Here is a 24,157-nt window from a genome sequence, read left to right on the forward strand (position 1 = left end):
CCGAAGGGCTTCATCGTTCGACTTGCATGTGTTAAGCACGCCGCCAGCGTTCGTCCTGAGCCAGGATCAAACTCTCCGTGAATGTTTACCCGACTGTGCTTAATTAAAAGCTGTCGGTGCACAGACATTGAGAGCGGAACCACGGGGAGGAATAATCCCCGGATTCACTGCGTCCTCGCTGTGTTTACTTCAAAGGAACCTCAACCCACCGGCCGAAGCCTGTAGGTCGGGGTATCAACATATCTGGCGTTGACTTTTGGCACGCTGTTGAGTTCTCAAGGAACGGACGCTTCCTTTGTACTCACCCTCTCGGGCTTTCCTCCGGGCGCTTCCCTTCGGTATTTCGTGTTTCCAGTCTAGCAGATCCGATTTCCCGTTTCCGCCACCCGCTGGAGCGGGGTTCACGCCTTCGGTCCGGGCTTTTGGGCCTTTCCCTTTCGGCGTGATCACTACGTTAACCGATTTCCCCGCAAGCTCATAATCGAGCTTTCGCGGATGTATTTCGACATGCCGGGGCACAGCGAAACAGAGACCCGCTCGGGTCTGAAGGGTGGTGTAGTGGTTGGCCACTCCCGGCTGCTGAGAGCAGTACCCGGTACAAGCGGCTCGGGCTACGTTAGGCGTTCGGCGACCCGGAGTCAAGAGCCACTGTTCGGGCGGGTCTACGGGGTGGTGGTCGGCTTCCTGCGGCGGCGCGGGCTGTGCGCGCGGTAGGGGCTCACCGTCGGGTCACCGTCGATCCAGAAGCGCCACGGATGCACCCCTCCCTCTCCGGCTACCCCGGTGCGCGGGCCGTTGCGAACCAGTCCGGCCCGTGTCGGCGTACCCGCCAGGATGTGCAGAGGGGCGTCCGCAGGACCGCACACATCGGTCCCGTCCAGGGCGCGGTCCACGTCCAGGGCGGTCGCGAGCCGGGCCGGGCCCTTCGCCAGCTCCCGTTCGGTACGCGCTGCCGGCCTGCGCGGCCAGGCCAGTTCCGCGCCCTCGACGATCTCCCCGGCCCGCAGCAGCACGCCCGAGGCGCGCCCCTCGGGTCCGCACACCACGTTCAGGCAGTGCCACATGCCGTAGGTGAAGTAGACGTACGCGTGACCGGGCGGGCCGAACATGACGCCGTTGCGCGCCGTGCGCCCCCGGAAGGCGTGCGAACCCGGGTCGAGCTCCCCGGCGTACGCCTCGACCTCCGTCAGTCGCAGGGCCCTGCGGCCCTCGGGGGTGTTGCGCACCAGGACACGGCCCAGCAGTTCCGGGGCGACGTCCAGCACGGGGCGGTCGAAGAAGGAGCGGGGCAGAGGCGTACGGTCATGGGCCGCGATCATGGCCTCCGAGGGTACACAGACCGGGCCGGAACCGGCCGGGCCCGCAGCCGGGTCACCCCTGCGGGCCCGGCCGGCGGTACGGGCGGGAACCGGGGATCCGCGGACCGCGTTCGTATCAAGCAGGTCGCTGGGGCAAGTCGCTCAGGCCCGGCACGATCATGGGGAAGGAACAGACATGGGGTTCAAGAAGCTGCTCGCGAGTCTCGGCTCGGGCGGTGCCTCGGTGGAGACGGTGCTCACGGAGGAGAACGTGGTGCCCGGCGGAGTCGTCCAGGGTGAGGTCCGCATCCAGGGCGGTTCGGTGGACCAGCGGATCGAGGGGCTGTCCGTCGGTCTCCAGGCGCGCGTCGAGGTCGAGAGCGGGGACCAGGAGTACAAGCAGGACATCGAGTTCGCCAAGGTGCGGCTCGGCGGCGCCTTCGACCTCCAGGAAGGGGCCGTGCACGCCGTGCCCTTCGGCCTGGAGATGCCCTGGGAGACGCCCGTCACCTCCTTCGCCGGGCGGCATCTCACGGGGATGCACATCGGGGTGACCACCGAACTGGCGATCGCGCGGGCCGTGGACTCCAGCGACCTCGACCCCGTCGTCGTCCACCCGCTCCCCGCCCAGCAGGCCATCCTCGACGCCTTCGGGCAGCTCGGCTTCCGCTTCAAGAGCGCCGACCTGGAGCGCGGTGCGATCCGCGGCACCCGGCAGCGGCTGCCCTTCTACCAGGAGATCGAGTTCTACCCGCCGGAGCAGTACCGGGGCCTCAACCAGGTCGAGCTGAGCTTCGTCGCGGACGACCGGGAGATGGACGTCGTCCTGGAGATGGACAAGAAGAGCGGTCTGTTCAGCGAGGGCAGCGACTCCTTCCGCGCCTTCCGGGTCGGACTGCACGACTACCAGGGCACCGACTGGGCGGCGTACCTCAACCAGTGGCTGTCGGAGGTCGGCAGCCGGCGCAGCTGGTTCTGAGCCGCACGGCGGAGGGCAGGGCCGGTTCGTGTGCTCCGGCGCGGGTACCGGCCCCTGGACGGGGGCGATCTACGCTGGTCGCCGTGGTCGGGCCGGCCCGCGCGTCCAGCGTGTCCGCCGTCCCGGCGAGTCAGCAGCACTGGAGGTTTGCCAAGTGAGTGAGAAGAGGCCGCCGCTCCCCTACGAGTTGCTGCCGCAGGTGCCGTCGTTCACGGTCGTGAGCGAGGACGTGGCACCCGGGGCGACGCTCGCCGAGGCTCAGGCGCAGAGCGGTGGGAACACCTCGCCGCAGCTGCGCTGGGAGGGCTTCCCGGAGCAGACGAAGAGCTTCGCGGTCACGTGCTACGACCCGGACGCGCCCACCGGCAGCGGCTTCTGGCACTGGGTGGTCCTCGACATCCCGGCGACGGTCACCGAGCTGCCCGCGGGCGCCGGTACGGAGCCCTTCGCCGGGCTCCCCGAGGGCGCCGTCCAGGTGCGCAACGACTACGGGACGCGGGACTTCGGCGGGGCCGCGCCGCCGCCGGGTGATCCCGCGCACCGTTACGTGTTCACCGTGCACGCCGTGGATCAGGAGAAGCTCGGTCCCGACGCGGACGCGACGCCCGCCGTCGTGGGCTTCAACCTGCACTTCCACACGCTGGGCCGGGCCCAGCTCGTCGGGGAGTACGCGATTCCGGCGCAGGACTGAGCGCCTCTCCCGCACCCGCCGGTGTGCGCGCGGGAGTTCACCGGGTGTTTGCCCGCCTCTGGTCATGGAATTGATCAGGGGCGGGCACTTTTTTATTGCGTTGTCCATCTCGGTGTGCCCGGCCAGAGTTGATCCCGACCGCGCTGAGCGGCCGGCGCATGGGAGGTGGGCGGGATGCGGGACACGCTGGTACTGAACGCGAGCTTCGAGCCGCTGTCGACGGTGACCCTGAACCGTGCGGTGGTGCTGGTGCTGACGGACAAGGCCGTCGTCGAGCGGGCCCATCCCGGCCTGCTGATGCGGGCGGCCACGATGGAGCTTCCGGTGCCGCAGGTGATCCGGCTGTGCCGGTACGTGCGGGTGCCCTTCCGAAGACAGGCGCCGTGGTCGCGGCGCGGGGTGCTGATCCGTGACCGGCACCGGTGCGCGTACTGCGGCCGGCGGGCCACGACGGTCGACCACGTCGTCCCGCGTTCCCGGGGCGGCTCCGACTCCTGGCTCAACACGGTCGCCTCGTGCGCCGAGGACAACCACCGCAAGGCGGACCGGACGCCGGAGCAGGCGGGTATGCCGCTGCTGCGGCAGCCCTTCGAGCCGACCCCGGCGGACGCGATGCTGCTGGCGCTCGGTCAGGACGATCTGCTGTCGCTTCCGGAGTGGCAGGGGCGGCGGCCCGCCGTCGCCTGAACGGTGGTGGGACTGCCGAGTCCTGGCACGTCACGTCACGGCGAAGGGCCCGTCCCGGTGGTGGGGCGGGCCCTTCGTCCGGCGTGTGCCGGGGCGCGGGTCAGTCGATGGGCGGGCGCTCGCGCGGGAAGCTCTTCTCGGAGCCGCCGCCGCGCGAACCGGAGGGGGCCGGGCCGGAGGAGTCGGAGCCGCCGCCCTGACCGCCGCCCATCATGCCGAAGTTGCCGACGGCGCCACTGAGGCCCTTGAGGGCGTCGCCGATCTCGCTGGGCACGATCCAGAGCTTGTTGGCATCGCCCTCGGCGATCTTCGGGAGCATCTGGAGGTACTGGTAGGACAGCAGCTTCTGGTCCGCGTCGCCCGCGTGGATCGACTCGAAGACGGTGCGGATGGCCTGGGCCTCGCCCTCCGCGCGCAGCGCCGCGGCCTTCGCCTCACCTTCGGCGCGCAGGATCGCGGACTGCTTCTCGCCCTCGGCGCGCAGGATCTCGGACTGGCGGACACCCTCGGCCTGGAGGATCGCGGCGCGCTTGTCGCGGTCGGCGCGCATCTGCTTCTCCATCGAGTCCTGGATGGAGGTGGGCGGTTCGATGGCCTTGAGCTCCACGCGGTTGACGCGGATGCCCCACTTGCCGGTGGCCTCGTCGAGGACTCCGCGCAGGGCGGCGTTGATCTCCTCACGGGAGGTCAGGGTCCGTTCCAGGTCCATGCCGCCGATGATGTTGCGCAGCGTGGTGACGGTGAGCTGCTCGATGGCCTGGATATAGCTGGCGACCTCGTAGGTCGCGGCCCGCGCGTCGGTCACCTGGTAGTAGATGACCGTGTCGATGTTGACCACCAGGTTGTCCTGGGTGATCACTGGTTGCGGGGGGAAGGGCACGACCTGTTCGCGCAGGTCGATGCGGTTGCGGATGGTGTCGATGAACGGGACGACGATGTTGAGTCCCGCGTTGAGGGTGCGCGTGTAGCGGCCGAAGCGTTCCACGATGGCCGCGCTCGCCTGGGGGATGACCTGGATCGTCTTGATCAGAGCGATGAAGACGAGCACCACCAGGATGATGAGGACGATGATGACCGGTTCCATCGCTGCTGCCCGTGCCCTTCGTGCCGAGGTCCTGCGGAAAGATCTTGAGCCGAGTGTGTCAGAACGAGCGGGCCGCTGGAGGGAATTCGTCCAGGACGGTGCGGAGCACGGCGCGATCCGGCCGTTTCGGGCGGTGCCGGTGCGGGTCCTGGCGTTCCGGGTGGGCCGGGGGTGGCACGGGCGTCATATGACCACCGCCGTGGCGCCGTCGATCTCGACGACGTCCACCTGTCGGCCGGCCTCGTAGCTCTGGTCGGGATCGAGGGGGCGTGCGGACCAAATCTCCCCGGCGAGCTTGACGCGGCCCGCTCCGGAGGAGTCCACCCGTTCCAGTACGACCGCCTGCTTGCCCTTCAAGGCGTCGATTCCGCTGGCGAGTTGGGGGCGCTGGCTGCGCTGGCGGGCCGCGTAGGGGCGGACCACGGCGAGCAGTGCGACGGAGACGACCACGAAGACGAGTACCTGGGCGACGACCCCGCCGCCCAGCGCCGCCGTGACGGCTCCTGCCGCCGCTCCGATCGCGAACATGCCGAACTCCGGCATCGCGGTCATCACGAGCGGTATTCCGAGCGCCACCGCGCCGACCAGCCACCAGACCCATGCGTCGATGTCCACACCGTCATGGTAGGTGTGCGGGCCGTCACGGGACAGGGGCCCGCACGAGGAGTAACGGAGCTGGGGGGCGGCGGCGGTTGGGCTCGGCAGGGGGGCGGCCGAGTGTCGGCCTCAGCTCAGCGGCAGCCCGTGGGCGGTCCAGCGGTCGCCGTGCTGTTCGACGACGAGCGGGAGGCCGAAGCAGAGGGAGAGGTTGCGGGAGGTGAGTTCGAGCTCCAGCGGGCCGGCGGCGAGCACCTTGCCCTGGCGGATCATCAGCACGTGCGTGAAGCCGGGGGCGATCTCCTCGACGTGGTGGGTCACCATGATCATGGAGGGTGCGATCGGGTCGCGGGCGAGCCGGCCGAGGCGCCGGACCAGGTCCTCGCGGCCGCCGAGGTCGAGTCCGGCCGCGGGCTCGTCGAGGAGCAGCAGTTCGGGGTCGGTCATGAGGGCGCGCGCGATGAGGGTGCGCTTGCGCTCGCCCTCGGAGAGGGTGCCGAAGCGGCGGTCGAGGAACTCGGTCATGCCGAGGCGGTCCAGGAAGGCGCGGGCCCGTCGTTCGTCGACCTCCTCGTAGTTCTCCTGCCAGGTGGCGGTCATGCCGTACGCGGCGGTGAGGACGGTCTCCAGCACGGTCTGCCGCTTGGGCAGCTTCTCGGCCATCGCGACTCCGGCGACGCCGATGCGGGGGCGCAGTTCGAAGACGTCGACCTTGCCCAGTTGCTCACCGAGGACGCGGGTGGTGCCCGTGGTGGGGAAGAGGTAGCTGGAGGCGACGTTCAGGAGGGTGGTCTTGCCGGCTCCGTTGGGGCCGAGGATGACCCAGCGTTCACCTTCCTTGACGGACCAGGAGACCTGCTCCACCAGAGCGCGGCCCTCGCGGACCACCGATACGTCCACCAGTTCCAGTACATCGCTCATGAGCGCCTTGTCTCCCATTGCAGTCTCGGCTTGTCGCTGGCGTCGCGTCGGACGCAGCCCCCAGGGAAAACCTACGCCACCGGCCGGAGGAAGCCTTCCTCAGTCCTGTCCTTAGGCTGGGGGCATGCTTTCGGAACCACGGTCCGGCCGTCTGGCCGCATGGGGAAATGCCCGTCTCGCCGGTCTTGTCTCTCCGGACGACGCCGCGCTCGCGATCGTCGGGGAGGACGCCGTGCACCGCGTCGCGGACCTGCCGGGCGAGTCCGCTCCGGTGGGGCTGACGCTGGCGCTGGGACGGCTGCGCACACTCGGTGTCACCGGGCTGCGGCTCGCGCTGCCCGCCCCGGGTCATCCGCTGGGCCTGTGCGGGCCCCCGGAGTTCAACGCGGCGGCCCTGGACGCGCGGGAGGCGGTGGTCGGCGTGGGGGCGGCGGTCGGCCTGATCCCCGAGGTGTACGAGGCCGGGCCGGAGGGCGACGTCCACGTCGAGGTGGTGTGGCGGTGCCGTCCGGTGCGCCAGGCTCCGCCGGCCGACGTGCCCTCACTCGGGGAGGCGGAGCGGGAGCTGGCCGAGGCGATGCGGGAGGCGACCGAGGTGTTGTCGCGGCTCGACGTCGCGGGGTCCGGGCCGGTCGCGGAGGCCACCGTGGCCGCCTACCGTGCGCGGGCCGAGCGGGGCCGTGAGGCGCTGGCTCCGGGGTACCCGCCGCGCGCGGTGCGGGTGCTTGAGCTGGCGCAGCGGGTGGCCCTGCTGATTTCCGTGGCGGAGGAGTCCGGGCACGGGGCGGCCGTGAGCGCCGGGGAGATGGCGGCGCGTACGGAGGCGCTGCGGCCGGTGGAGCGGATGGCCAGGCGGGCCGTCGTGGCCGCGTACAACGCGGCGGTGGAGGAGGGGCAGCGGCGCCGGGCGTAGGGCTCTTTTCCCGGGGGGAGGGGGTGGCTCTTCAGCGGGCCATTCCGTGGCGTACGGCCCACAGGGCGGCCTGGGTGCGGTCGGCGAGGTCGAGTTTCATCAGGATGTTGGAGACGTGCGTCTTCACCGTCTTCTCGGAGAGGACGAGGGCGCGGGCGATCTCCCGGTTGGAGCGGCCGTCCGCGATGTGGGCGAGCACCTCGCGCTCCCGGTCGGTGAGGGTGCCGCCCCGTCCCGGTCCCGGCCCGTGGTCCTCCTGCGCGAGGAGCATCCCGGCGACCTCGGGCTGGAGCAGGACGTGGCCGGCGTGCACGGAGCGGATGGCCCCGGCGAGCGCTTCGGGGTCGATGTCCTTGTAGACGTAGCCGGCCGCTCCGGCGCGCAGCGCGGGGACGACCGTGCGCTGCTCGGTGAAGCTCGTCACGACGAGCACCCGCACGGGGTTGTCGAGTCCGCGCAGGGTGCGCAGCGCCTCGATGCCGTCCATACCGGGCATTTTCACGTCCATGAGGATCACGTCGGGCCGCAGCTCCCCGGCGCGGGCGACTCCCTCCTCGCCGTCGGCGGCCTCTCCGACGACCTCGATGTCGTCCTGGATCTCCAGGAAGGTGCGCAGTCCCCGACGGACGACCTGGTGGTCGTCGACGAGCAGCACTCTGATGGCGCGCACCGCGCCGGGGGCCGCGGCCCTGTCCTCGTCAGCCACCGGGGACCTCCATCTCGATCGTGGTGCCCTTTCCGGGCGTGGATTCCACGGTGAGCCTGCCGCCCGCGGTGCCCGCCCGGTCCCGCATGGAGACGAGCCCGAGGTGGCGTCCGGCCGCGCGTACCGCGCCGGGGTCGAAGCCGGAGCCGTCGTCCATGACCCGCAGGACCGCCCCGTTCGTCCCGTCGCGGTACAGGGTGACGTCGACGTGGGCGGCGCCCGAGTGCCGCAAGGCGTTGTGCAGGGCTTCCTGGGCGACCCGCAGGAGGGCTTCCTCCTGGGCGGCGGGCAGGGCCCGGACGCCTCCGCTGCTGAAGCTGACGTGGGCGGTGTGGGCGCGGTCCAGTACGCGGATCTGGGTGCGCAGGGTCTGGACCAGGCCGTCCTCGTCGAGGGCGGCGGGGCGCAGTTCCACGACGGCGGCGCGCAGTTCGTCGGCGGCCTCGGCGGCGAGCTGGGCGACCTGGTGCAGCTCGTCCTTGGCGCGGACCGGGTCGCGGTCCACGAGGGCGGCGGCGGCCTGTGCGGTGAGGCGCAGCGAGAAGAGTTTCTGGCTGACCGCGTCGTGCAGTTCGTGGGCGAGGCGGGAGCGTTCCTCGGCGATGGTCAGCTCGCGGCTGCGCTCGTAGAGCCGGGCGTTGGTGAGGGCGATCGCGGCGTGCTGGCCGAGGATGCCGAGCAGGTCCTCGTCCTCCTCGGTGAATCCGCAGACGCCGTCGGGTTTGGGGTGCTTCTTGTTGGCGAGGAAGAGGGCGGCGATGGTCTCGCCTCCGTAGCGCACGGGCAGGCCGAGGAAGTCGGACATGTCGGGGTGGGCGGCCGGCCAGCGTTTGAAGCGGGGGTCCTCGCGTACGTCGGCGAGGCGTTCGGTGCGGCCCTCGTGGAGCATCGCGGCGAGGATGCCGTGCTGGCGGGGCAGCGGGCCGATGGCCTTCCACTGCTCCTCGCTGACGCCGTCCACCACGAACTGGGCGAAGCCCCCGTGGTCGTCGGGGACGCCGAGGGCGGCGTACTCGGCGTCGAGGAGTTCCCGGGCGGAGGCGACGATCGTCTTGAGGACGTCGTGGACCTCCAGCGGCCTGCTCATGGCCAGCAGCGCCGAGCTGACCGCGTACAGACCGGCGCGGGGACCTTGACTCATGGGCTTCACCGTACCGGCGGGTCACGGCGGGCGGATCAGTCCGGCGCGGGGGCAGGTACGGGACCTGGGACGTAGGTCCAGCGGCCCCTGCGGAGCGTGGTGCGGCCTCCCCTCGTACGTATAGGGGAGTGGCTCCTGCGCCGAACGGGGTAGGGGAAGCCCTCTGCCCCTGCCTCGGTGGGCCCGGGCAGCCGCGCCCGCGCTGCTCGCGGGCAGGCCGGTCACCTCCGGTGGTCCCGTATGTCCCGCCTCGCCGGGGTTCCTCACCCCGCGCATTGCTGACGCAACGTTCGGTGAGATCGCGAAGGGCCGCTTGTGAGGACAGGCATAGGGCCCAGATCACGTACGAAGTGGCGTAGTAAGCACCTGATGTCCGTGTCGACCTGCGGCTGAAGCAGCGCCATAGGCCCCAAAACGGACCCTTCGCAACTAACCGGGATCGTACGTCACATCTTTGCCACGCCATTTTGCGGCCGCTAACAATGGCTTCCGTCGCTCGGCGTCGGTTTCACCGGCGTTTGTGCCGGAGATCCGTTTCGTCCCCCACCGAGCCAGAGCGACCTTCCGCTTACACGAAGAGGTCACCATCTGCCATGTCTGACATCTCCACGTTCATCCGAAACGCCCAGAAGCGCATCAGCACCGCCCAGTCGCAGGTCGGCGAGCAGTTCAGCTCCGCCAAGGCCCGCGTCGCCGACAGCAAGGTGGGCGCCCAGCTCAGCTCGGCGCAGACCCGCGTCGCCGGTGCCGTTCCCGCTTCGCTGCGCGGCGGCCAGCTCAAGCGCACCCAGAAGATGCAGCTCGCCGGGATAGGCGTCTGCTCCGTCGCCGTCCTCACCTGCGGGATCGCGATACCCGCGACGAGTGGCGGTACGACGTCCTCGGACGAGCCCGTCGCCGCCGCCCAGTCCCTGACCGGCGACAAGCAGGTCAAGGAACTGCACACCAGCGTCACCAACCAGATGGCGCACGCCGACCAGCAGGCGAAGGCCGCCAAGGCGAAGCTGCAGGCCGCCCAGGAGGCCCAGGCCAAGGCCGAGGCGCAGAAGAACGCCGACGCCCGGTCGAAGGCCACCGCGACCAAGGACCGCGCCGGCCAGCAGGCCGCGAGCCGCAACGCCGCGCGCACGCCGGTCTACGCGAACAACCTGGACGGCTGGATCCGTCAGTCCCTGGACATCATGAAGGCCAAGGGCATCCCCGGTTCCTACGAGGGCCTGCACCGCAACATCATCCGCGAGTCCTCCGGCAACACCAAGGCGATCAACCTGTGGGACATCAACGCCCGCAACGGCGTTCCCTCCAAGGGGCTGCTGCAGATGATCCAGCCGACCTTCGACCGCTACCACGTCTCCGGCACGCCGGACGACATCTGGAACCCGGTCTCCAACATCACGGCCGCCGCCAACTACGCGGCCGACCGGTACGGCTCGATGGACAACGTCAACTCCGCCTACTGAGCACCTGACCGCGCGGGCCGAGCCCGGCGGAGCCCTGGCAGAGACTCCACCTCGCCCGAACGGCGTGCGTGGTGTGACGTAGACAGAAGTACGAGCCGGTGAGCCGGCGACGCCGGAGGGCGGCACCCACCCGAACCAAGGGGGGTGCCGCCCTCCGGCGTTTCCCGCGTCTCACGCGGTGCGACGCGCCCGTCCCGTAAGGGAGGCGGGGCGCACGGGGGTCACTTGCGCATGACCTCCGGTTCGTGGCGGCGCAGCAGCCGGGCCACGACGAAGAGCAGGACCACGCCGAGGCCGAGCAGCACTCCCATGTCGGTGAACCACTGGGCCGAGCTGTGCTCCCACAACGGGTCGAGATCGCCCGGCTTCTTGTCGTCCCAGGGCGGCATGAGGTGGCCCAGGTCGAGGGTGGCCCCCGAGGCGGCGACCGCCCAGCGCGAGGGCATCAGCCAGGCGAGCTGTTCGAGCCCGGGACGGCCGAAAATCTGGAAGAGCGTGCCGGTGAACACGAGCTGCACGATGGCGAACATGACCAGCAGCGGCATCGTCATCTCACTCGTGCGCACCAGCGAGGAGATCAGGAGCCCGACCACCATCGAGGTCAGCCCGATCGCGATGATGGCGACGCAGATCTCCGCAGCGGGCGGCAGCAGCAGGCCGTCCTCGGGCAGCGCGCGGGAGCTGGTGCCGATCGCCGTGATGATGACGCCCTGCAGAGCGGTGACGACGCCCAGGACGACGACCTTGGACATGAGGTACGCCGAGCGGGACAGGCCGGTGGCCCGTTCCCGTTCGTAGATCACGCGTTCCTTGATGAGTTCGCGTACCGAGTTGGCGGCGCCCGAGAGGCAGATGCCCACCACGAGGATCATGAGCACCATTCCGGCGGCGCTGTTGAAGCGCGCGGGCGGCTCGGGCGCGTCGAGGCCCCACTCGGCCGGGATGACCACGGAGACCACGCCGAGTACGACGGGCAGGGCCACGGTGAGGGCGAGGAAGCCCTTGTCGGAGACGATGACCGCCACGTATCTGCGCATGAGGGTCCACAGCTGGGCGAACCAGCCCTGCGGTTTGCGTGGCCGCGCACTCTGGGCGGCGGGCTGCACGGTGGGCACCGGCTGGGAGGCGGAGATGTCGGAGTCGGCGACGTACAGCTGGTAGTGCTGGGAGCCCTTCCAGCGGCCCGCCCAGTCGTAGTCGCGGTACTCCTCGAAGGCGGAGAAGACGTCGGCCCAGCTCTGGTAGCCGAAGAAGTTCAGGGCCTCCTCGGGCGGCCCGAAGTAGGCCACCGAGCCGCCCGGCGCCATGACCAGGAGCTTGTCGCACAGCGCCAGCTCGGCCACCGAGTGGGTGACGACGAGCACGGTGCGGCCGTCGTCGGCGAGGCCGCGCAGCAGCTGCATGACGTCGCGGTCCATGCCCGGGTCGAGTCCCGAGGTGGGTTCGTCGAGGAAGATCAGCGAGGGCTTGGTGAGCAGCTCCAGGGCGACCGAGACGCGTTTGCGCTGCCCGCCGGAGAGCGAGGTGACCTTCTTCTCCTTGTGCACGTCGAGCTTCAGCTCGCCCAGCACCTCGCTGATGCGTTCCTGCCGCTCCTGCTCGCTGGTGTCGGCGGGGAAGCGGAGCTTGGCCGCGTAGCGCAGGGCGCGCTTGACGGTCAGCTCCTTGTGCAGGATGTCGTCCTGCGGTACGAGACCGATGCGCTGCCGCAGCTCCGCGAACTGCTTGTACAGGTCCCGGTTGTCGTAGAGCACCTCGCCCTGGTCGGCGGGCCGGTATCCGGTGAGCGCCTTGAGCAGGGTGGACTTGCCGGAGCCCGAGGGGCCGATGACCGCGATGAGGGACTTCTCGGGCACCCCGAAGGACACGTCCTTGAGGATCTGCTTTCCGCCGTCCACGGTCACCGTGAGGCGGCGTGCGGAGAAGGAGATGTCACCGGAGTCGACGAACTCCTCCAGCCGTCCCTCGACGAGCCGGAAGGTCGAGTGGCCCACGCCGACGATGTCGTTCGGCCCGAGCAGCGCCGTACCGGACTTGGGCAGCGGCTGGCCGTTGACGTAGGTGCCGTTGTGCGAGCCGAGGTCGTGGATCTCGAACCGGCCCTCGGGCGTCGCGTGGAACTCGGCGTGGTGGCGGGAGACCTGGAGGTCGGAGACGACCAGTTCGTTCTCCAGTGCCCGGCCGATCCGCATGCGCCGGCCGAGCGCGACCTGGTGGAAGGTCGTCGGGTTGCGGTCTGCCTGACCGGCCCCGGGACCGGCGGTCCCGCGGTGCTGCGGCGGTACGGCGCCCCGCGCGGGCGGCTGCGCCCCGGCGGCGGCTCCCCCCGCGGGGGGCGCGGCCCGGAACGCGGCCCGGGGTCCACTCCCCGGTCCGGCCTGCGGTCCGCCGTGGACCGGTCCGGCCTGCGGTACGGGGCCACTGTGCGCCGCCGCTGCGGCGCCCGGCGGGGCCCCGGCGGGCCGGTGCCCCGTCGACTCCTCCGGTGGCGCCTGTGCCGGGAACGGACGGGCGGCGGGCGCGGACTGCTCCGGGGCGCCGCCCCGGAGGCCGAGCCGGGGCCCGTCGGCCGCGTTCCCGAGACGCACGGCCGCGCCGGGGCCGAGTTCCGTGCGCTGGACCCGTTGCCCCTGCACGAAGGTGCCGTTGGTGCTCCCGTGGTCCTCGATGACCCAGCCGCGTCCGTCCCAGCCGACCGTGGCGTGCCGCCACGACACTCTCGCGTCGTCGAGGGCGACGTCCGCCTGTGGGTCCCGGCCCACCGTGTACGACCTGGACGGATCGAGCGACCAGGTCCTTCCGTTGACTTCCAGTACGAGTTCCGGCACTCCAGGCCCCACTACTTCTGTCCCCCGATATAGCGCCCCGTGTTGGGGGTCTTTGGGATGTCGAACATCGGATGAACTATTTCAGGCTCCGCCCCCTGACCGAAAGCCGCCCACGATGACGAGTCCGTACCGTTCCCGCGCGCCGCCTTGCCATGACGTGGGCTGTCGCCCGCCGGGACGGGCCCCGGGGCCCGTCCCGGCGCGGTGCCCGGGCGTGTCCGTCCTGCGGGACACCCGTCCCGCACCCCACGGGCGCCGGATACGGTAGAGGCACCATGAGCGCATCGCAGCCAGCTGAGAACCCCGCCGCCCCGACGCTTCTCGTCAAGATCTTCGGGAAGGACCGGCCCGGGCTCACCGCCGGTCTCTTCGAGACCCTCGCCGCGTACGGCGTCGACGTGGTCGACATCGAGCAGGTCGTCACCCGGGGACGCATCGTGCTGTGCGCCCTGGTGACGGAGCCGTCCGGCGCGCACGAGGGCGGGCTGCGGGCGACGGTGCACGGCTGGGCGGAGTCCCTGGGGCTGCAGGCCGAGATCATCTCCGGTACGGGTGACAACCGGCCGCGCGGCACCGGCCGCTCCCATGTGACGGTGCTCGGCAATCCCCTGACCGCGCGGTCGACGGCCGCCATCGCGGCCCGGATCACCGGGACGGGCGGCAATATCGACCGGGTGTTCCGGCTCGCCAAGTACCCGGTGACCGCTGTCGAGTTCGCCGTGTCCGGGGCCCCCGCCGACTCGCTGCGCTCGCTGCTCGCACCCGAGGCCGCGGCGCTCGGGGTGGACATCGCGGTCGTGGCCTCGGGGCTCCAGCGGCGGGCGCAGCGGCTCGTCGTGATGGACGTGGACTCGACGCTCATCCAGGACGAGGTCATCGAGCTGTTCGCCGCGCACGCCGGCTGCGCCGAGGAGGTCGCCGAGGTGACGGCGGCCGCGATGCGCGGTGAGCTGGACTTCGCCCAGTCACTCCACGCGCGGGTCGCGCTGCTGGCCGGTCTCGACGCCTCGGTGATCGACAAGGTGCGTGCCGAGGTCCGGCTGACGCCCGGGGCCAGGACCCTGATCCGTACGCTCAAACGGCTCGGCTACCAGGTGGGTGTGGTCTCGGGCGGGTTCACGCAGGTCACGGACGATCTCAAGGAACGACTGGGGCTGGACTTCGCCCAGGCCAACACGCTGGAGATCGTCGACGGCCGCTTCACCGGGAAGGTCACGGGCGAGATCGTGGACCGGGCCGGGAAGGCGCGGCTGCTGCGCCGTTTCGCGGAGCAGGCCGGGGTGCCGCTCGCGCAGACGGTGGCGATCGGCGACGGAGCGAACGATCTGGACATGCTCAACACGGCCGGTCTCGGTGTCGCCTTCAACGCCAAGCCCGTCGTCCGGCAGGCCGCGCACACGGCGGTGAACGTGCCCTTCCTCGACACGGTGCTGTACCTCCTGGGCATCACCCGGGAAGAGGTCGAGGCGGCGGACGGCGTCGCGGAGGACTGAGACTCCCCGGGGGCGTCGGGACGCCGTCGCCCGGGCGACGAGCGGACGGGCCGGGCCCCGGCCGGACGGAACAGGCCCGCCGGCCCCGGCCCCTCACGTGTCCCCTGAGGGAGCGGAAGCGCCCAGTCAGTCCTCGTGCGGGGCCCAGTAGCCGGTGAGGGTGGCGCTCTGTGGTTCGAGGGACTTCCACGGCCCGGCGAAGGTGAGAACGGCGAAGGCTGCGGTCGAGAAGCCCCGGCGTGCGAGTGCGGCCGCGCTGTCGCCCTCGGCGCGCCCCGCGAGGATCTGGGCCAGGGCCTGCATCCCGGGGTTGTGACCGACGAGCAGGACCGTGCCGGCCTCTTCCTGCACCTCGTTGAGCAGGGCCACCAGCTCTCCTGGGGAGGCCTCGTAGATCCGCTCCTCGTACACGGTGCGCGGCCGGTGCGGCAGCTCCCCCACCGCGAGCTTCCAGGTCTCTCTGGTGCGCACGGCTGTGGAGCACAGGGCGAGGTCGAAGGTGATGCCGAGGTCGGCCAGCCGACGGCCGGCGGTGGGGGCGTCCATCCTGCCGCGCTCGGCCAGCGGACGCTCGTGGTCGGAGACCTCCGGCCAGTCCGCCTTGGCGTGGCGCAGAAGGACGAGCCGGTGGTTTTCTGCGGAACCGGGGGTCGACGTCCCCCCGGAGGACACTGCGGCGCTCATGTGCCCCAGCTTCGCACGAAACGGGTCGTCCGTCGCAGGGAGTTGAGGACCGCTCCCCGCAGGAGTGACGCCCCGCGGCGCCGCACCGGACGGCGCCGGGGCGTCAGCCGAACACCCGGACCAGGAGCCCGCCCACGCGGTCGAGCAGAGCGCCCAGCGCGGGCGCCTGCGCCGAGGCGGCCTGGGCGTGGGCGGGGTGCAGGATCAGCACGAGCAGGGTGAGGAAGGCGAGGGTGGGCAGCGCCAGAGCCCACCACGGCAGGCGGGTGCGCGCGTGTCCCGCAGCCACCGGGGCGGACCGGACGGGGGAACGGGTGACCATGACCGCCTCCGCGGATCGGGGTGCCGACGTACAGAAGTGCCGCGGGCTGCGGCACTCCTTGAATGTACGGCGGCACGGACCTGCGGCCCACCGGGTTTTCCACCCACTCGACCCTGAACCTCGCCCCCTAAGGGTTACGGGGGCCAGCCCTACCACTGAGGGAGAAACCGCAGCTCAGAAGGGCTGAACGAGAGGATCAGCGCTCTTCGCGCCGGCCGGGGAGAGGCGATGGTCCGCCCGACCCGAGGGGAGGCTATGGTCCCCCGACCCGGGGAGAGGCGGTGGCCCGCCGACCGGGAGGCGGTGGCCCGCCGGTCAGGGAGAGGCGATGGTCGCGATGATCCCGATCACGACGGTGATGGCCAGCATCGCGCCGAGCACGAGCAGCAGCTTCTTCTGGCCGTTCTGGGGGTTCGGGTCGAGCACAGGCATGGCGTCAGTCTCGCACCCTTTGCCCAAAGCGCCGCTCTTGGGGGTTGCCTGGCGCGGCTCCCCCCTCGGGCGGAACCTGGCGTGGCTCCCCTTCGGGCGCCCGAGGTGGGCGCCGGGTCAGGCCGCGCTCCTCGCGAGGTGTTCGTCCTCGATGGTGCGCTTGCGGCCGGCGAGGACGCCCACGACGATCTGCGGGATCATGAGGCAGATCATGAAGCCGATGGGCAGGTCCCAGCCGCCGCTGCGTTCGTTGAGCACGCCGACGAGCAGCGGTCCCGGAATCGAGATGAGGTAGCCGGTGCTCTGCGCGAAGGCGGAGAGCTTGACCACGCCGGGGCCGGACCTGGCGCGCAGCCCCACCATAGTGAGGGCGAGCGGGAAGGCGCAGTTGGAGATGCCGAGCAGCACCGCCCAGGCCCACGCGCCGCCGGCGGGGGCGGCCCACAGCCCGGCGTAGCCGAGGAGCCCGCAGACGCCGAGGACGACCACGACGGGCCCCTGCTGCGGCAGGCGCAGCGAGACGCGCGGGATCACGAAGGCGAGCGGAATGCCCAGCGCCATGGTGACGGCGAGCAGGAGGCCGGAGGTCCCCGCGGATACTCCCGCGTCGCGGAAGATCTGCGGCATCCAGCCCATCGTGATGTAGGCGGCGGTGGCCTGGAGCCCGAAGAAGACGGCGAGCGCCCAGGCGGTGCGGCTGCGGCTGACCCGGAGTCCGGCCAGGGGGTCGGGACCGGTGGGGCGGGTGGCGGCGAGCGCGGCCGCCGCCTGTTCCTGCCGCTTCTCGTGCTCGTTGCCGTGCCGGATGAGCAGGGCCCAGGGCACCAGGGCGAGCGCGCCGAGCACCGCCCACACCGCGAGGCCGTTCTGCCAGCCGCCGACCGCGTGGGTCACCGGCACGGTGACGGCGGCGGCCAGCGAGGTACCCGCGGCCAGGGCCATCGAGTAGAGCCCGGTCATGCTGCCGACCCGCTCGGGGAACCAGCGCTTGACGATGACGGGCATCAGGACGTTGCTGACGGCTATCCCGGCCAGGGTGAGCGCGGTGGCCACGAGGAACAGGGCCGTGTTGCCGACGTACGGGCGGATGATCAGCCCGGCGGTGATCGCGAGCATGCCGGCCAGCACGACGCTGCTCGCGCCGAAGCGCTTGGACAGCCGCGGGGCGAGGACGCCGAAGACGGCGAAGCAGAACGAGGGCACCGAGGTCAGCAGCCCGGCGAGGGCGCCGTTCATGCCGAGGCCGTCGCGCACGTCCTCCAGGAGCGGGCCGAGGCTGGTGACGGCGGGCCGGAGGTTGAGCGCCGCGAGGACGATGCCGGCCGACATGAGGACGACGACCCAGCGTGCGGCCGGGAGACCGGCGGAACCGGCCGGGGGCTCGGTGTGCCGCGCTACGCGCTCGCGCTCCTCGGTCCTGGGTGGCGGGGTGGTGGTGGTCGTCGGGGATTCCTCAGGTGGCATGTGCACCATCATAGAATCATGGGATGATTGGTTGTCCAGTCGATGACGGGGGCGCACCGGGCGATACTGGTCACCCCGCACCACCGCCCGCCGATCACCTCCCCCGCAGTCCGCACCTCCTCTCCCAAGGACGGTCATGCCCCTGACTTCCCCTCGCCGCTCCGCCCTGTCCGAGCAGGTCATCACGGCTCTGCGGTCCCAGATCTCCTCGGGCGAGTGGCCGGTCGGCTCGCGTATCCCGACGGAGCCCGAGCTGGTGGAGCAGCTGGGCGTGGCACGCAACACGGTGCGGGAGGCCGTGCGCGCCCTCGCGCACAACGGGCTCCTGGACATCCGGCAGGGCTCGGGCACCTATGTCGTGGCGACGAGTGAGCTGGCCGGGGTGATGCAGCGCCGTTTCTCCTCGGCCGACCCCCGGGACATCGCGGAGCTGCGCGCGGCGCTGGAGTCGACCGCGGCCCGGCTCGCGGCCGGCCGCCGTACCGAGAAGGACCTCAGGCTGTTCGAGACGACGTTGTCCCGGCGGGACGAGGCGTGGGCGGCGGGGGACGCGGAGGGTTTCGTCCTGGCGGACTCGACCTTCCACATGGCGGTCGTGGCGGCCTCCCACAACACGGTGATCACCGAGGTGTACGCGGACCTGAGCGAGGTGCTGCGGGACTGGCTGCGCGAGGACGTCCGCGAGATGGACCCGGCCGGCAACCTGGACCACCGGAGCCTGGCCCGGGCCATCGCGGACGGCGACGGGGAAGCCGCCGCGAACGAGGCCGGCGGCATCCCGTACATGTGCCGGCCCGGCCTCCTCGGCGAGGGCGACCGCTCCGTACGGGAGGCGGCGGCGAAGGACCGGGCGCGGGTGCGCTAGACACCTGAGGCTGGGCGTACGGCCCGCAGGCCGGCCGGGCCGAGTCGATGCGACCGGAGGGGCCCTCGCCGCCGTACCCGTACCCCGCACACGTAAGACGCCCCGCGCCCGCCGAAGCGGGGGCGGGGCGTCTCGCGTCGGATGCGGCAGGCACCGCGCGCCGGCGTGAGTGAGTGCTCAGGCGCCCATCATGTGCACGCCGCCGTCGACGTGGACGATCTCACCGGTGGTGCGCGGGAAGAAGTCGGACAGCAGGGCGACGACGCCGCGGCCGGCCGGCTCCGGGTCGGCCATGTCCCAGCCAATCGGGGCGCGGGTGTCCCACACGGTGGACAGTTCCTCGAAGCCCGGGATGGACCGCGCGGCCATCGACTTGATGGGCCCGGCGGAGATCAGGTTGCAGCGGATGTTCTTGCCGCCGAGGTCGCGCGCCAGGTAGCGGTTGGTCGATTCGAGCGCGGCCTTGGCGACGCCCATCCAGTCGTACTTGGGCCAGGCGACGGTCGCGTCGAAGGTCAGGCCGACGACCGATCCGCCGCGCTCCATGAGCGGCAGGCAGGCCATGGTGAGCGACTTGAGGGAGAACGCGGAGACGTGCACGGCGGTCGCGACGTCGTCCCAGCCCGCTTCCAGGAAGTTGAAGGCGGCCTGCGGGCCGAAGGCGATCGAGTGCACGATGCCGTCGAGGTGCCCGTCGTCCCCGAAGTGCTCCTGGATGCGGCCGGGGAGGGCCGCCAGGTGCTCGTCGTTGGTCACGTCCAGTTCGATGACCGGGGCGGGCTTGGGCAGCCGCTTGGAGATGCGCTCGACGAGGGTGAGCCGGCCGAAACCGGTGAGGACGACCTCCGCGCCCTCCTCCTGCGCGACCTTGGCCGCGTGGAAGGCGATCGAGCCCTCGGTGAGGACGCCTGTGACGAGAATGCGCTTGCCGGCGAGGATTCCGCTCATGTGATCAGTGACCCATGCCCAATCCGCCGTCAACCGGGATGACGGCTCCAGTGATGTACGAGGCGTCGTCGGAGGCGAGGAACCGCACCGTCGCGGCGATCTCCTCCGGCTGCGCGTAACGGCCCAGCGGCACCTGCGTCACGATGGAGGCGCGCTGCTCCTCGCTGAGCACCTTCGTCATGTCGGTGTCGACGAAGCCGGGCGCGACGACGTTGAACGTGAGGTTGCGCGAGCCCAGTTCACGGGCGAGGGAACGCGCGAAGCCGACCAGGCCGGCCTTGGAGGCGGCGTAGTTGGCCTGTCCGGCGGAACCGAGCAGCCCGACGACCGAGGAGATGAGGACGACCCGGCCCTTGCGGGCGCGCAGCATGGCGCGGTTGGCGCGCTTGACCATGCGGAAGGTCCCGGTGAGGTTGGTGTCGAGGACGGAGGTGAAGTCCTCCTCGGTCATCCGCATCAGCAACTGGTCCTTGGTGACGCCGGCGTTGCACACCAGCACCTCCACGGGGCCGTGCTTCTCCTCGATCTCCTTGTACGCCTGCTCCACCTGCTCGGCGTCGGTGATGTCGCACTTCACCGGGAGGACGCCCTGTTCGGTGAGGCTCGCAGGGGGTTCGCCCGAGCGGTAGGTGATCGCGACCTTGTCGCCCGCGTCCGCGAACGTCCGGGCGATGGCGAGGCCGATCCCCCGGTTTCCTCCAGTGACGAGAACCGAGCGGCTCACGGGTCACCCCTTCGATAGCGCTTGTTGCAGCGGTCCGCACAGTGCCAGTGGCTGCGCGACGGCCGGGTACTGCGGATACTTCCGGTCAGAAACTATCGGTAGCGGGCGTCCCGCACCGAATCGGCCCCCCACAGGGCCTCGGGCGCCGGACTGTCGGGTTCCCACAGTCGGCGCCGCCCGGGAGGGTGCGGGCGCTGCGGCTGCCCGGCCCCGCGGGGGCGGTTCGCCGCCTGGCCCGGTGCCGGACGTGGTTCACTGCGGGCACCGGGATTCCGGCCTGCGGGACGGTCCGGCGGTGGTGGCACATACCGAGGTTCCTGGACGGGGAGGGGCGCCGTGGCCCACGAGGTCGACCCATCGTTTCTGGCTCTGCCGCTGCGGCCGCTGGCCGACGCGGCGCTCGCCCGGGCGCGGGCGCTCGGGGCGGAGCACGCCGATTTCCGGCTGGAGCGGGTGCGCGACGCGGTCCTGCGGCTGCGGGACGCGCGGCCGTCCACGTCCCTCGACACGACGGACCTGGGGTACGCGGTGCGGGTCGTGCACGGCGGGGCCTGGGGTTTCGCCTCGGGCGTGGACCTGAGCATGGACGCGGCGGCGCGGGTCGCCTCGCGGGCCGTGGAGATGGCGAAACTCTCGGCGCGGGTCGCCGCGGCCTCGGGGCCGGCGGGCGGGCGGGAGCGGGTCGAACTGGCGCCGGAGCCGGTGCACGAGGGCGTGTGGGTGTCCTCGTACGAGACCGATCCCTTCGAGGTGCCGGACGAGGAGCGGACGGCGCTGCTCGCCGAGTGGAGCGCGGGACTCCTCGCGGCCGACGGGGTCGCGCACGTGGACGCCGAGCTGACGTGTGTACGGGAGAACAAGTTCTACGCGGACACGGCGGGCACCGTCACGACGCAGCAGCGGGTGCGGCTGCATCCGCAGCTCACGGCGGTCGCGGTGGACCGTACGACGGGCGAGTTCGACTCGATGCGCACGCTCGCGCCGCCGGCCGGACGGGGCTTCGAGTACCTGCGGGGAGCGGGCTGGGACTGGGCCGGGGAGCTGGAGCGCATCCCTTCGCTGCTGGCCGAGAAGATGCGCGCGCCCAGCGTGCGGGCCGGGCAGTACGACCTGGTGGTCGATCCCTCGAACCTGTGGCTGACGATCCACGAGTCGGTCGGGCACGCGACCGAACTGGACCGGGCGCTGGGCTACGAGGCGGCGTACGCGGGCACCTCCTTCGCGACCTTCGACCGGCTCGGGACGCTCAGGTACGGCTCGGACCTCATGCACGTGACGGGGGACCGCACGGCACAGCACGGTCTGGCCACGGTGGGCTGGGACGACGAGGGGGTGGCCGCGCAGTCCTGGGACCTGGTGCGCGAGGGCACCCTTGTCGGGTATCAACTGGATCGCGGGACAGCACGGTTGAGCGGTTTCGAGCGCTCCAACGGCTGCGCGTACGCGGACTCCCCCGCGCATGTCCCGGTGCAGCGCATGGCGAACGTGTCCCTGCGCCCGGACCCGGGCGGGCTGTCCACCGAGGACCTGATCGGCGGGGTGGACCGCGGCGTCTACGTGGTCGGGGACCGCTCGTGGTCGATCGACCAGCAGCGCTACAACTTCCAGTTCACCGGTCAGCGTTTCTACCGCATCGAGAAGGGCCGCCTGGCCGGCCAGTTGCGCGACGTCGCCTACCAGGGCACCACTCCGTCCTTCTGGCGCTCCCTGGAGAAGGTCGGCGGCCCCCAGACCTACGTCCTCGGCGGCGCCTTCAACTGCGGCAAGGGCCAGCCGGGCCAGGTGGCGTCCGTCTCCCACGGGTGCCCGACCGCGCTGTTCCGGGGGGTCAACATTCTGCACACCGGCCGGGAGGCGTGAGCGGCGACGGGCCGGAGTTCACCGGGGCGCCGGGGTCAGAGGCTGGGGCCGTGCTGCGGACGGGCGGGCGGCCACCACTCGGTCAGGCCCCACAGACCGAGCCCGAAGGCGCTCACGGCGACGAGCACCGCGAGCCAGGGGTTCCGGGTGAGCCGCAGGACCAGGGCCCAGGCGAGGAGCGGGACCAGGGCGCCGCCGAGGGTCACGAGGGGCAGGTCGACGAAGAGGACGCCGAGATCGCGGCCTTGGCCCTCGAATCCGCCACGGACCCGGGAGGCGGCGCGCGGCGCCCAGACGATCGCGGCGGTCGGTGCACCGAGGCCCGCGAGCAGGCACCCGGCGGCTCCCTCGGCCATGCTTCCTTCGCTCATGCGGAGAAGGGACGAGAAGAGGGTGCTCCCGGTTCCCGCGTGCGGGCCGACGCGCGGCCACACGCCGCTGGGAGCGCGGACGTTCTGTCCGTCCTCTCCGTTCTCCTCTACCGTCACCCCAGGCGCGCCACCGGTATGACCAGGAATCGAGGCTGGACGATGGAACACGGCTTGAGCCGGGACGCTGCGCCGGTGGGGGGTTCCTCTCCCGGCGCGCGCAGGAACGGGAGCGGGAGCGGCGGGGCCGTCGCCGGGGCCCGGGGGGGTCCGCCGGTGAGCCCGCGCGGTGGCCGGCCCTCGCGGCTCGTCGAACGGGCGCTGGAGCTGTCCCGGGCGGACGGGTGTGTCGTGATCGCCGAGGAGCGGTCCTCGGCGAACCTGCGGTGGGCCCGCAACGCGCTCACCACGAACGGGGTGACCCGGGGCCGTACCGTCACCGTCGTCGCCACCGTCGACGGTGGCGAGGGGGTCGCCTCCGGGGTCGTCAGCCGTTCCGGGGCCGCCGAGGCGGATCTGGAGTCGCTGGTGCGTGCGGCGGAGGCCGCGGCGCGGTCGGCGGGGCCGGCTCAGGACGCCCGGCCCCTGCTGACCCCGGCGCAGGCCGCGAAGGGGCAGGACGGCGCCGGCTTCGAGGAGGTGCCCGCCGAGACCTCCGCGAAGGTGTTCGAACACTTCGCTCCTGCGCTCGGCGAGGCCTTCGGGCGGGCCGCGGCCGGGGGCCGGGAGCTGTACGGGTACGCGTACCACGGGCTGACCTCCACCTACCTGGGGACCTCGACGGGGGTGCGGCTGCGGCACGACCAGCCCTCGGGGACGCTGGAGCTGAACGCGAAGTCGCCGGACGGGGTGCGCTCGGCCTGGGCGGGCCGCTCCACGCGGGACTTCGGGGACGTCGATCCGCGCGAGCTGGACGCGGAACTCGCGCCGCGGCTGGAGTGGGCGCGGCGCAAGGTGGAGCTGCCCGCGGGCCGCTACGAGACGCTGCTGCCGCCGACAGCCGTCGCGGACCTGCTGATCTACCTGCTGTGGTCCTCCACGGGACGGGACGCGGTCGAGGGCCGCACCGTGTACAGCAGGCCGGGCGGCGGTACGCGGCTGGGCGAGCGGCTGGCGGCGCTGCCGCTGACCCTGCGCTCCGACCCCGGGGAGCCCGGTCTTCAGGCACCGCCCTTCCTGGTGGCGCATGCCTCCGGGGACGACGCCTCGGTGTTCGACAACGGTCTGCCGCTCGGTCCGACGGACTGGATCAGGGACGGGGTGCTGCACCGGCTCTCGACGACCCGGCACAGCGCGGAGCTGACCGGGCTGCCGGTCACCCCGGCGATCTCCAACCTGGTGCTGGAGGGTGGTGGTGACCGCTCGCTCGCCGAGATGGCCGCGGCCACCGGTCGTGGGCTGCTGCTGACCTCGCTGTGGTACATCCGCGAGGTGGACCCGGCCACGCTGCTGCTGACGGGGCTCACCCGGGACGGCGTGTACCTGGTCGAGGGCGGCGAGGTGGTCGGTGAGGTCAACAACTTCCGGTTCAACGAGTCCCCGGTGGACCTGCTCGCCCGCGCCGTGGAGGCGGGACGTACCGAGCGGACCCTGCCGCGCGAGTGGAGCGACTGGTTCACGCGGGCCGCGATGCCGCCGCTGCGGGTGCCGGACTTCCACATGAGTTCGGTGAGCCAGGGAGTGTAGGCCCCG

At 71.6% G+C, this 24,157-nt stretch carries 23 protein-coding genes and 1 rRNA gene; 9 read left to right on the top strand and 15 right to left on the bottom strand.

The features are described from left to right. Both AB0J21_RS11970 and AB0J21_RS11975 read right to left on the bottom strand, forming a co-directional pair. Positions 1–82: ribosomal RNA gene (locus tag AB0J21_RS11970) — 16S ribosomal RNA — on the bottom strand; the annotation flags it as partial. Positions 83–662: 580 nt separating this feature from the next. Continuing rightward, complete coding sequence (locus AB0J21_RS11975) at positions 663–1,319, bottom strand: DNA-3-methyladenine glycosylase (protein WP_363145761.1); 657 nt, start codon at positions 1,317–1,319, stop codon at positions 663–665. A 175-nt stretch (positions 1,320–1,494) separates the two neighbouring features. Between AB0J21_RS11975 and AB0J21_RS11980 the strand changes: the two genes are divergently transcribed. The 3 genes from AB0J21_RS11980 (at position 1,495) to AB0J21_RS11990 (ending at position 3,655) form a co-directional block, all read left to right on the top strand. Next, complete coding sequence (locus AB0J21_RS11980; RefSeq protein WP_363145762.1) at positions 1,495–2,277, top strand: sporulation protein; 783 nt, start codon at positions 1,495–1,497, stop codon at positions 2,275–2,277. A 154-nt stretch (positions 2,278–2,431) separates the two neighbouring features. Then, complete coding sequence (locus tag AB0J21_RS11985) at positions 2,432–2,968, top strand: YbhB/YbcL family Raf kinase inhibitor-like protein (RefSeq protein ID WP_363145763.1); 537 nt, start codon at positions 2,432–2,434, stop codon at positions 2,966–2,968. A gap of 174 nt (positions 2,969–3,142) precedes the next feature. Further along, on the top strand, positions 3,143–3,655 hold the full coding sequence (locus AB0J21_RS11990; RefSeq protein WP_363145764.1) for an HNH endonuclease: 513 nt from the start codon (positions 3,143–3,145) through the stop codon (positions 3,653–3,655). A gap of 100 nt (positions 3,656–3,755) precedes the next feature. On the opposite strand, the gene AB0J21_RS11995 is transcribed toward AB0J21_RS11990, so the two are convergent. The 3 genes from AB0J21_RS11995 to AB0J21_RS12005 all read right to left on the bottom strand — a co-directional run bounded on the left by AB0J21_RS11995 (position 3,756) and on the right by AB0J21_RS12005 (position 6,257). Next, complete coding sequence (locus AB0J21_RS11995) at positions 3,756–4,739, bottom strand: SPFH domain-containing protein (RefSeq protein ID WP_363145765.1); 984 nt, start codon at positions 4,737–4,739, stop codon at positions 3,756–3,758. A 183-nt stretch (positions 4,740–4,922) separates the two neighbouring features. Beyond that, complete coding sequence (locus tag AB0J21_RS12000; RefSeq protein WP_363145766.1) at positions 4,923–5,354, bottom strand: NfeD family protein; 432 nt, start codon at positions 5,352–5,354, stop codon at positions 4,923–4,925. 111 nt (positions 5,355–5,465) lie between these two features. After that, on the bottom strand, positions 5,466–6,257 hold the full coding sequence (locus AB0J21_RS12005; RefSeq protein ID WP_363145767.1) for an ABC transporter ATP-binding protein: 792 nt from the start codon (positions 6,255–6,257) through the stop codon (positions 5,466–5,468). Between the two features lie 124 nt (positions 6,258–6,381). Here AB0J21_RS12005 and AB0J21_RS12010 point away from each other — a divergent pair, with 124 nt between their 5' ends. Continuing rightward, on the top strand, positions 6,382–7,170 hold the full coding sequence (locus tag AB0J21_RS12010; RefSeq protein ID WP_363145768.1) for a hypothetical protein: 789 nt from the start codon (positions 6,382–6,384) through the stop codon (positions 7,168–7,170). Between the two features lie 31 nt (positions 7,171–7,201). On the opposite strand, the gene AB0J21_RS12015 is transcribed toward AB0J21_RS12010, so the two are convergent. Both AB0J21_RS12015 and AB0J21_RS12020 read right to left on the bottom strand, forming a co-directional pair. Continuing rightward, the gene (locus tag AB0J21_RS12015; RefSeq protein ID WP_363145769.1) at positions 7,202–7,876 is read right to left on the bottom strand and encodes a response regulator transcription factor; all 675 of its coding nucleotides are present in this window, start codon (positions 7,874–7,876) and stop codon (positions 7,202–7,204) included. Further along, on the bottom strand, positions 7,869–9,017 hold the full coding sequence (locus AB0J21_RS12020) for a GAF domain-containing sensor histidine kinase (protein WP_363145770.1): 1,149 nt from the start codon (positions 9,015–9,017) through the stop codon (positions 7,869–7,871). The genes AB0J21_RS12015 and AB0J21_RS12020 overlap by 8 nt, the downstream gene beginning before the upstream one ends. Before the next feature lie 593 nt (positions 9,018–9,610). On the opposite strand from AB0J21_RS12020, the gene AB0J21_RS12025 reads away from it, so the two are divergent. Then, positions 9,611–10,477, top strand: coding sequence for a transglycosylase SLT domain-containing protein (locus tag AB0J21_RS12025; protein WP_363145771.1), 867 nt, complete (start codon positions 9,611–9,613; stop codon positions 10,475–10,477). 221 nt (positions 10,478–10,698) lie between these two features. Here the strand turns inward: AB0J21_RS12025 and AB0J21_RS12030 are convergent, their stop codons facing one another. Next, on the bottom strand, positions 10,699–13,317 hold the full coding sequence (locus tag AB0J21_RS12030; protein ID WP_363145772.1) for an FHA domain-containing protein: 2,619 nt from the start codon (positions 13,315–13,317) through the stop codon (positions 10,699–10,701). Positions 13,318–13,580: 263 nt separating this feature from the next. On the opposite strand from AB0J21_RS12030, the gene serB reads away from it, so the two are divergent. After that, entirely contained in the window at positions 13,581–14,798 is a 1,218-nt protein-coding gene (serB, locus tag AB0J21_RS12035; protein ID WP_363145773.1) for a phosphoserine phosphatase SerB, read from the top strand. 126 nt (positions 14,799–14,924) lie between these two features. Here serB and AB0J21_RS12040 read toward each other — a convergent pair whose 3' ends face one another. The 4 genes from AB0J21_RS12040 to AB0J21_RS12055 form a co-directional block, all read right to left on the bottom strand. Then, the gene (locus AB0J21_RS12040) at positions 14,925–15,482 is read right to left on the bottom strand and encodes a histidine phosphatase family protein (protein ID WP_363145774.1); all 558 of its coding nucleotides are present in this window, start codon (positions 15,480–15,482) and stop codon (positions 14,925–14,927) included. Between the two features lie 103 nt (positions 15,483–15,585). Beyond that, entirely contained in the window at positions 15,586–15,804 is a 219-nt protein-coding gene (locus AB0J21_RS12045; protein ID WP_363145775.1) for a hypothetical protein, read from the bottom strand. A gap of 315 nt (positions 15,805–16,119) precedes the next feature. Next, positions 16,120–16,236 (bottom strand): SGM_5486 family transporter-associated protein, encoded by a 117-nt coding sequence (locus AB0J21_RS12050; protein ID WP_363145776.1) that lies wholly within the window; start codon positions 16,234–16,236, stop codon positions 16,120–16,122. Between the two features lie 117 nt (positions 16,237–16,353). Continuing rightward, the gene (locus AB0J21_RS12055; RefSeq protein ID WP_363145777.1) at positions 16,354–17,700 is read right to left on the bottom strand and encodes an MFS transporter; all 1,347 of its coding nucleotides are present in this window, start codon (positions 17,698–17,700) and stop codon (positions 16,354–16,356) included. Positions 17,701–17,836: 136 nt separating this feature from the next. On the opposite strand from AB0J21_RS12055, the gene AB0J21_RS12060 reads away from it, so the two are divergent. Beyond that, on the top strand, positions 17,837–18,565 hold the full coding sequence (locus AB0J21_RS12060) for a FadR/GntR family transcriptional regulator (protein WP_363145778.1): 729 nt from the start codon (positions 17,837–17,839) through the stop codon (positions 18,563–18,565). 177 nt (positions 18,566–18,742) lie between these two features. On the opposite strand, the gene fabI is transcribed toward AB0J21_RS12060, so the two are convergent. Together fabI and fabG are read right to left on the bottom strand one after the other, a co-directional pair. Beyond that, a complete protein-coding gene (fabI, locus tag AB0J21_RS12065; RefSeq protein ID WP_363145779.1) occupies positions 18,743–19,513 on the bottom strand; it encodes an enoyl-ACP reductase FabI in 771 nt (256 codons plus the stop codon). A 4-nt stretch (positions 19,514–19,517) separates the two neighbouring features. Further along, positions 19,518–20,237 (bottom strand): 3-oxoacyl-[acyl-carrier-protein] reductase, encoded by a 720-nt coding sequence (gene fabG, locus AB0J21_RS12070; RefSeq protein WP_363145780.1) that lies wholly within the window; start codon positions 20,235–20,237, stop codon positions 19,518–19,520. A gap of 336 nt (positions 20,238–20,573) precedes the next feature. On the opposite strand from fabG, the gene AB0J21_RS12075 reads away from it, so the two are divergent. Beyond that, positions 20,574–22,097 carry a TldD/PmbA family protein gene (locus AB0J21_RS12075; RefSeq protein ID WP_363145781.1) on the top strand — a complete coding sequence of 508 codons (1,524 nt, stop codon included), beginning with the start codon at positions 20,574–20,576 and terminating at the stop codon, positions 22,095–22,097. A gap of 35 nt (positions 22,098–22,132) precedes the next feature. On the opposite strand, the gene AB0J21_RS12080 is transcribed toward AB0J21_RS12075, so the two are convergent. Continuing rightward, entirely contained in the window at positions 22,133–22,468 is a 336-nt protein-coding gene (locus tag AB0J21_RS12080; protein WP_363145782.1) for a hypothetical protein, read from the bottom strand. A gap of 273 nt (positions 22,469–22,741) precedes the next feature. Here AB0J21_RS12080 and AB0J21_RS12085 point away from each other — a divergent pair, with 273 nt between their 5' ends. Next, on the top strand, positions 22,742–24,151 hold the full coding sequence (locus tag AB0J21_RS12085) for a metallopeptidase TldD-related protein (RefSeq protein ID WP_363145783.1): 1,410 nt from the start codon (positions 22,742–22,744) through the stop codon (positions 24,149–24,151). Positions 24,152–24,157 lie beyond the last annotated feature (6 nt).

Origin of the sequence: Streptomyces sp. NPDC049954 (assembly GCF_040656295.1) — a bacterium.
Classification (GTDB): Bacteria; Actinomycetota; Actinomycetes; order Streptomycetales; family Streptomycetaceae; genus Streptomyces.

Excerpts from the sequence above, each read along its gene's own strand:
- AB0J21_RS11975 (WP_363145761.1), bottom strand. The coding sequence starts at position 1,319 with ATGATCGCGGCCCATGACCGTACGCCTCTGCCCCGCTCCTTCTTCGAC.
- AB0J21_RS11980 (WP_363145762.1), top strand. The coding sequence starts at position 1,495 with ATGGGGTTCAAGAAGCTGCTCGCGAGTCTCGGCTCGGGCGGTGCCTCG.
- AB0J21_RS11990 (WP_363145764.1), top strand. The coding sequence starts at position 3,143 with ATGCGGGACACGCTGGTACTGAACGCGAGCTTCGAGCCGCTGTCGACG.
- AB0J21_RS11995 (WP_363145765.1), bottom strand. The coding sequence starts at position 4,739 with ATGGAACCGGTCATCATCGTCCTCATCATCCTGGTGGTGCTCGTCTTC.
- AB0J21_RS12005 (WP_363145767.1), bottom strand. The coding sequence starts at position 6,257 with ATGAGCGATGTACTGGAACTGGTGGACGTATCGGTGGTCCGCGAGGGC.
- AB0J21_RS12010 (WP_363145768.1), top strand. The coding sequence starts at position 6,382 with ATGCTTTCGGAACCACGGTCCGGCCGTCTGGCCGCATGGGGAAATGCC.
- AB0J21_RS12020 (WP_363145770.1), bottom strand. The coding sequence starts at position 9,017 with ATGAGTCAAGGTCCCCGCGCCGGTCTGTACGCGGTCAGCTCGGCGCTG.
- AB0J21_RS12025 (WP_363145771.1), top strand. The coding sequence starts at position 9,611 with ATGTCTGACATCTCCACGTTCATCCGAAACGCCCAGAAGCGCATCAGC.
- serB (WP_363145773.1), top strand. The coding sequence starts at position 13,581 with ATGAGCGCATCGCAGCCAGCTGAGAACCCCGCCGCCCCGACGCTTCTC.
- AB0J21_RS12040 (WP_363145774.1), bottom strand. The coding sequence starts at position 15,482 with ATGAGCGCCGCAGTGTCCTCCGGGGGGACGTCGACCCCCGGTTCCGCA.
- AB0J21_RS12045 (WP_363145775.1), bottom strand. The coding sequence starts at position 15,804 with ATGGTCACCCGTTCCCCCGTCCGGTCCGCCCCGGTGGCTGCGGGACAC.
- AB0J21_RS12050 (WP_363145776.1), bottom strand. The coding sequence starts at position 16,236 with ATGCCTGTGCTCGACCCGAACCCCCAGAACGGCCAGAAGAAGCTGCTG.
- AB0J21_RS12055 (WP_363145777.1), bottom strand. The coding sequence starts at position 17,700 with ATGCCACCTGAGGAATCCCCGACGACCACCACCACCCCGCCACCCAGG.
- AB0J21_RS12060 (WP_363145778.1), top strand. The coding sequence starts at position 17,837 with ATGCCCCTGACTTCCCCTCGCCGCTCCGCCCTGTCCGAGCAGGTCATC.
- fabI (WP_363145779.1), bottom strand. The coding sequence starts at position 19,513 with ATGAGCGGAATCCTCGCCGGCAAGCGCATTCTCGTCACAGGCGTCCTC.
- AB0J21_RS12080 (WP_363145782.1), bottom strand. The coding sequence starts at position 22,468 with ATGAGCGAAGGAAGCATGGCCGAGGGAGCCGCCGGGTGCCTGCTCGCG.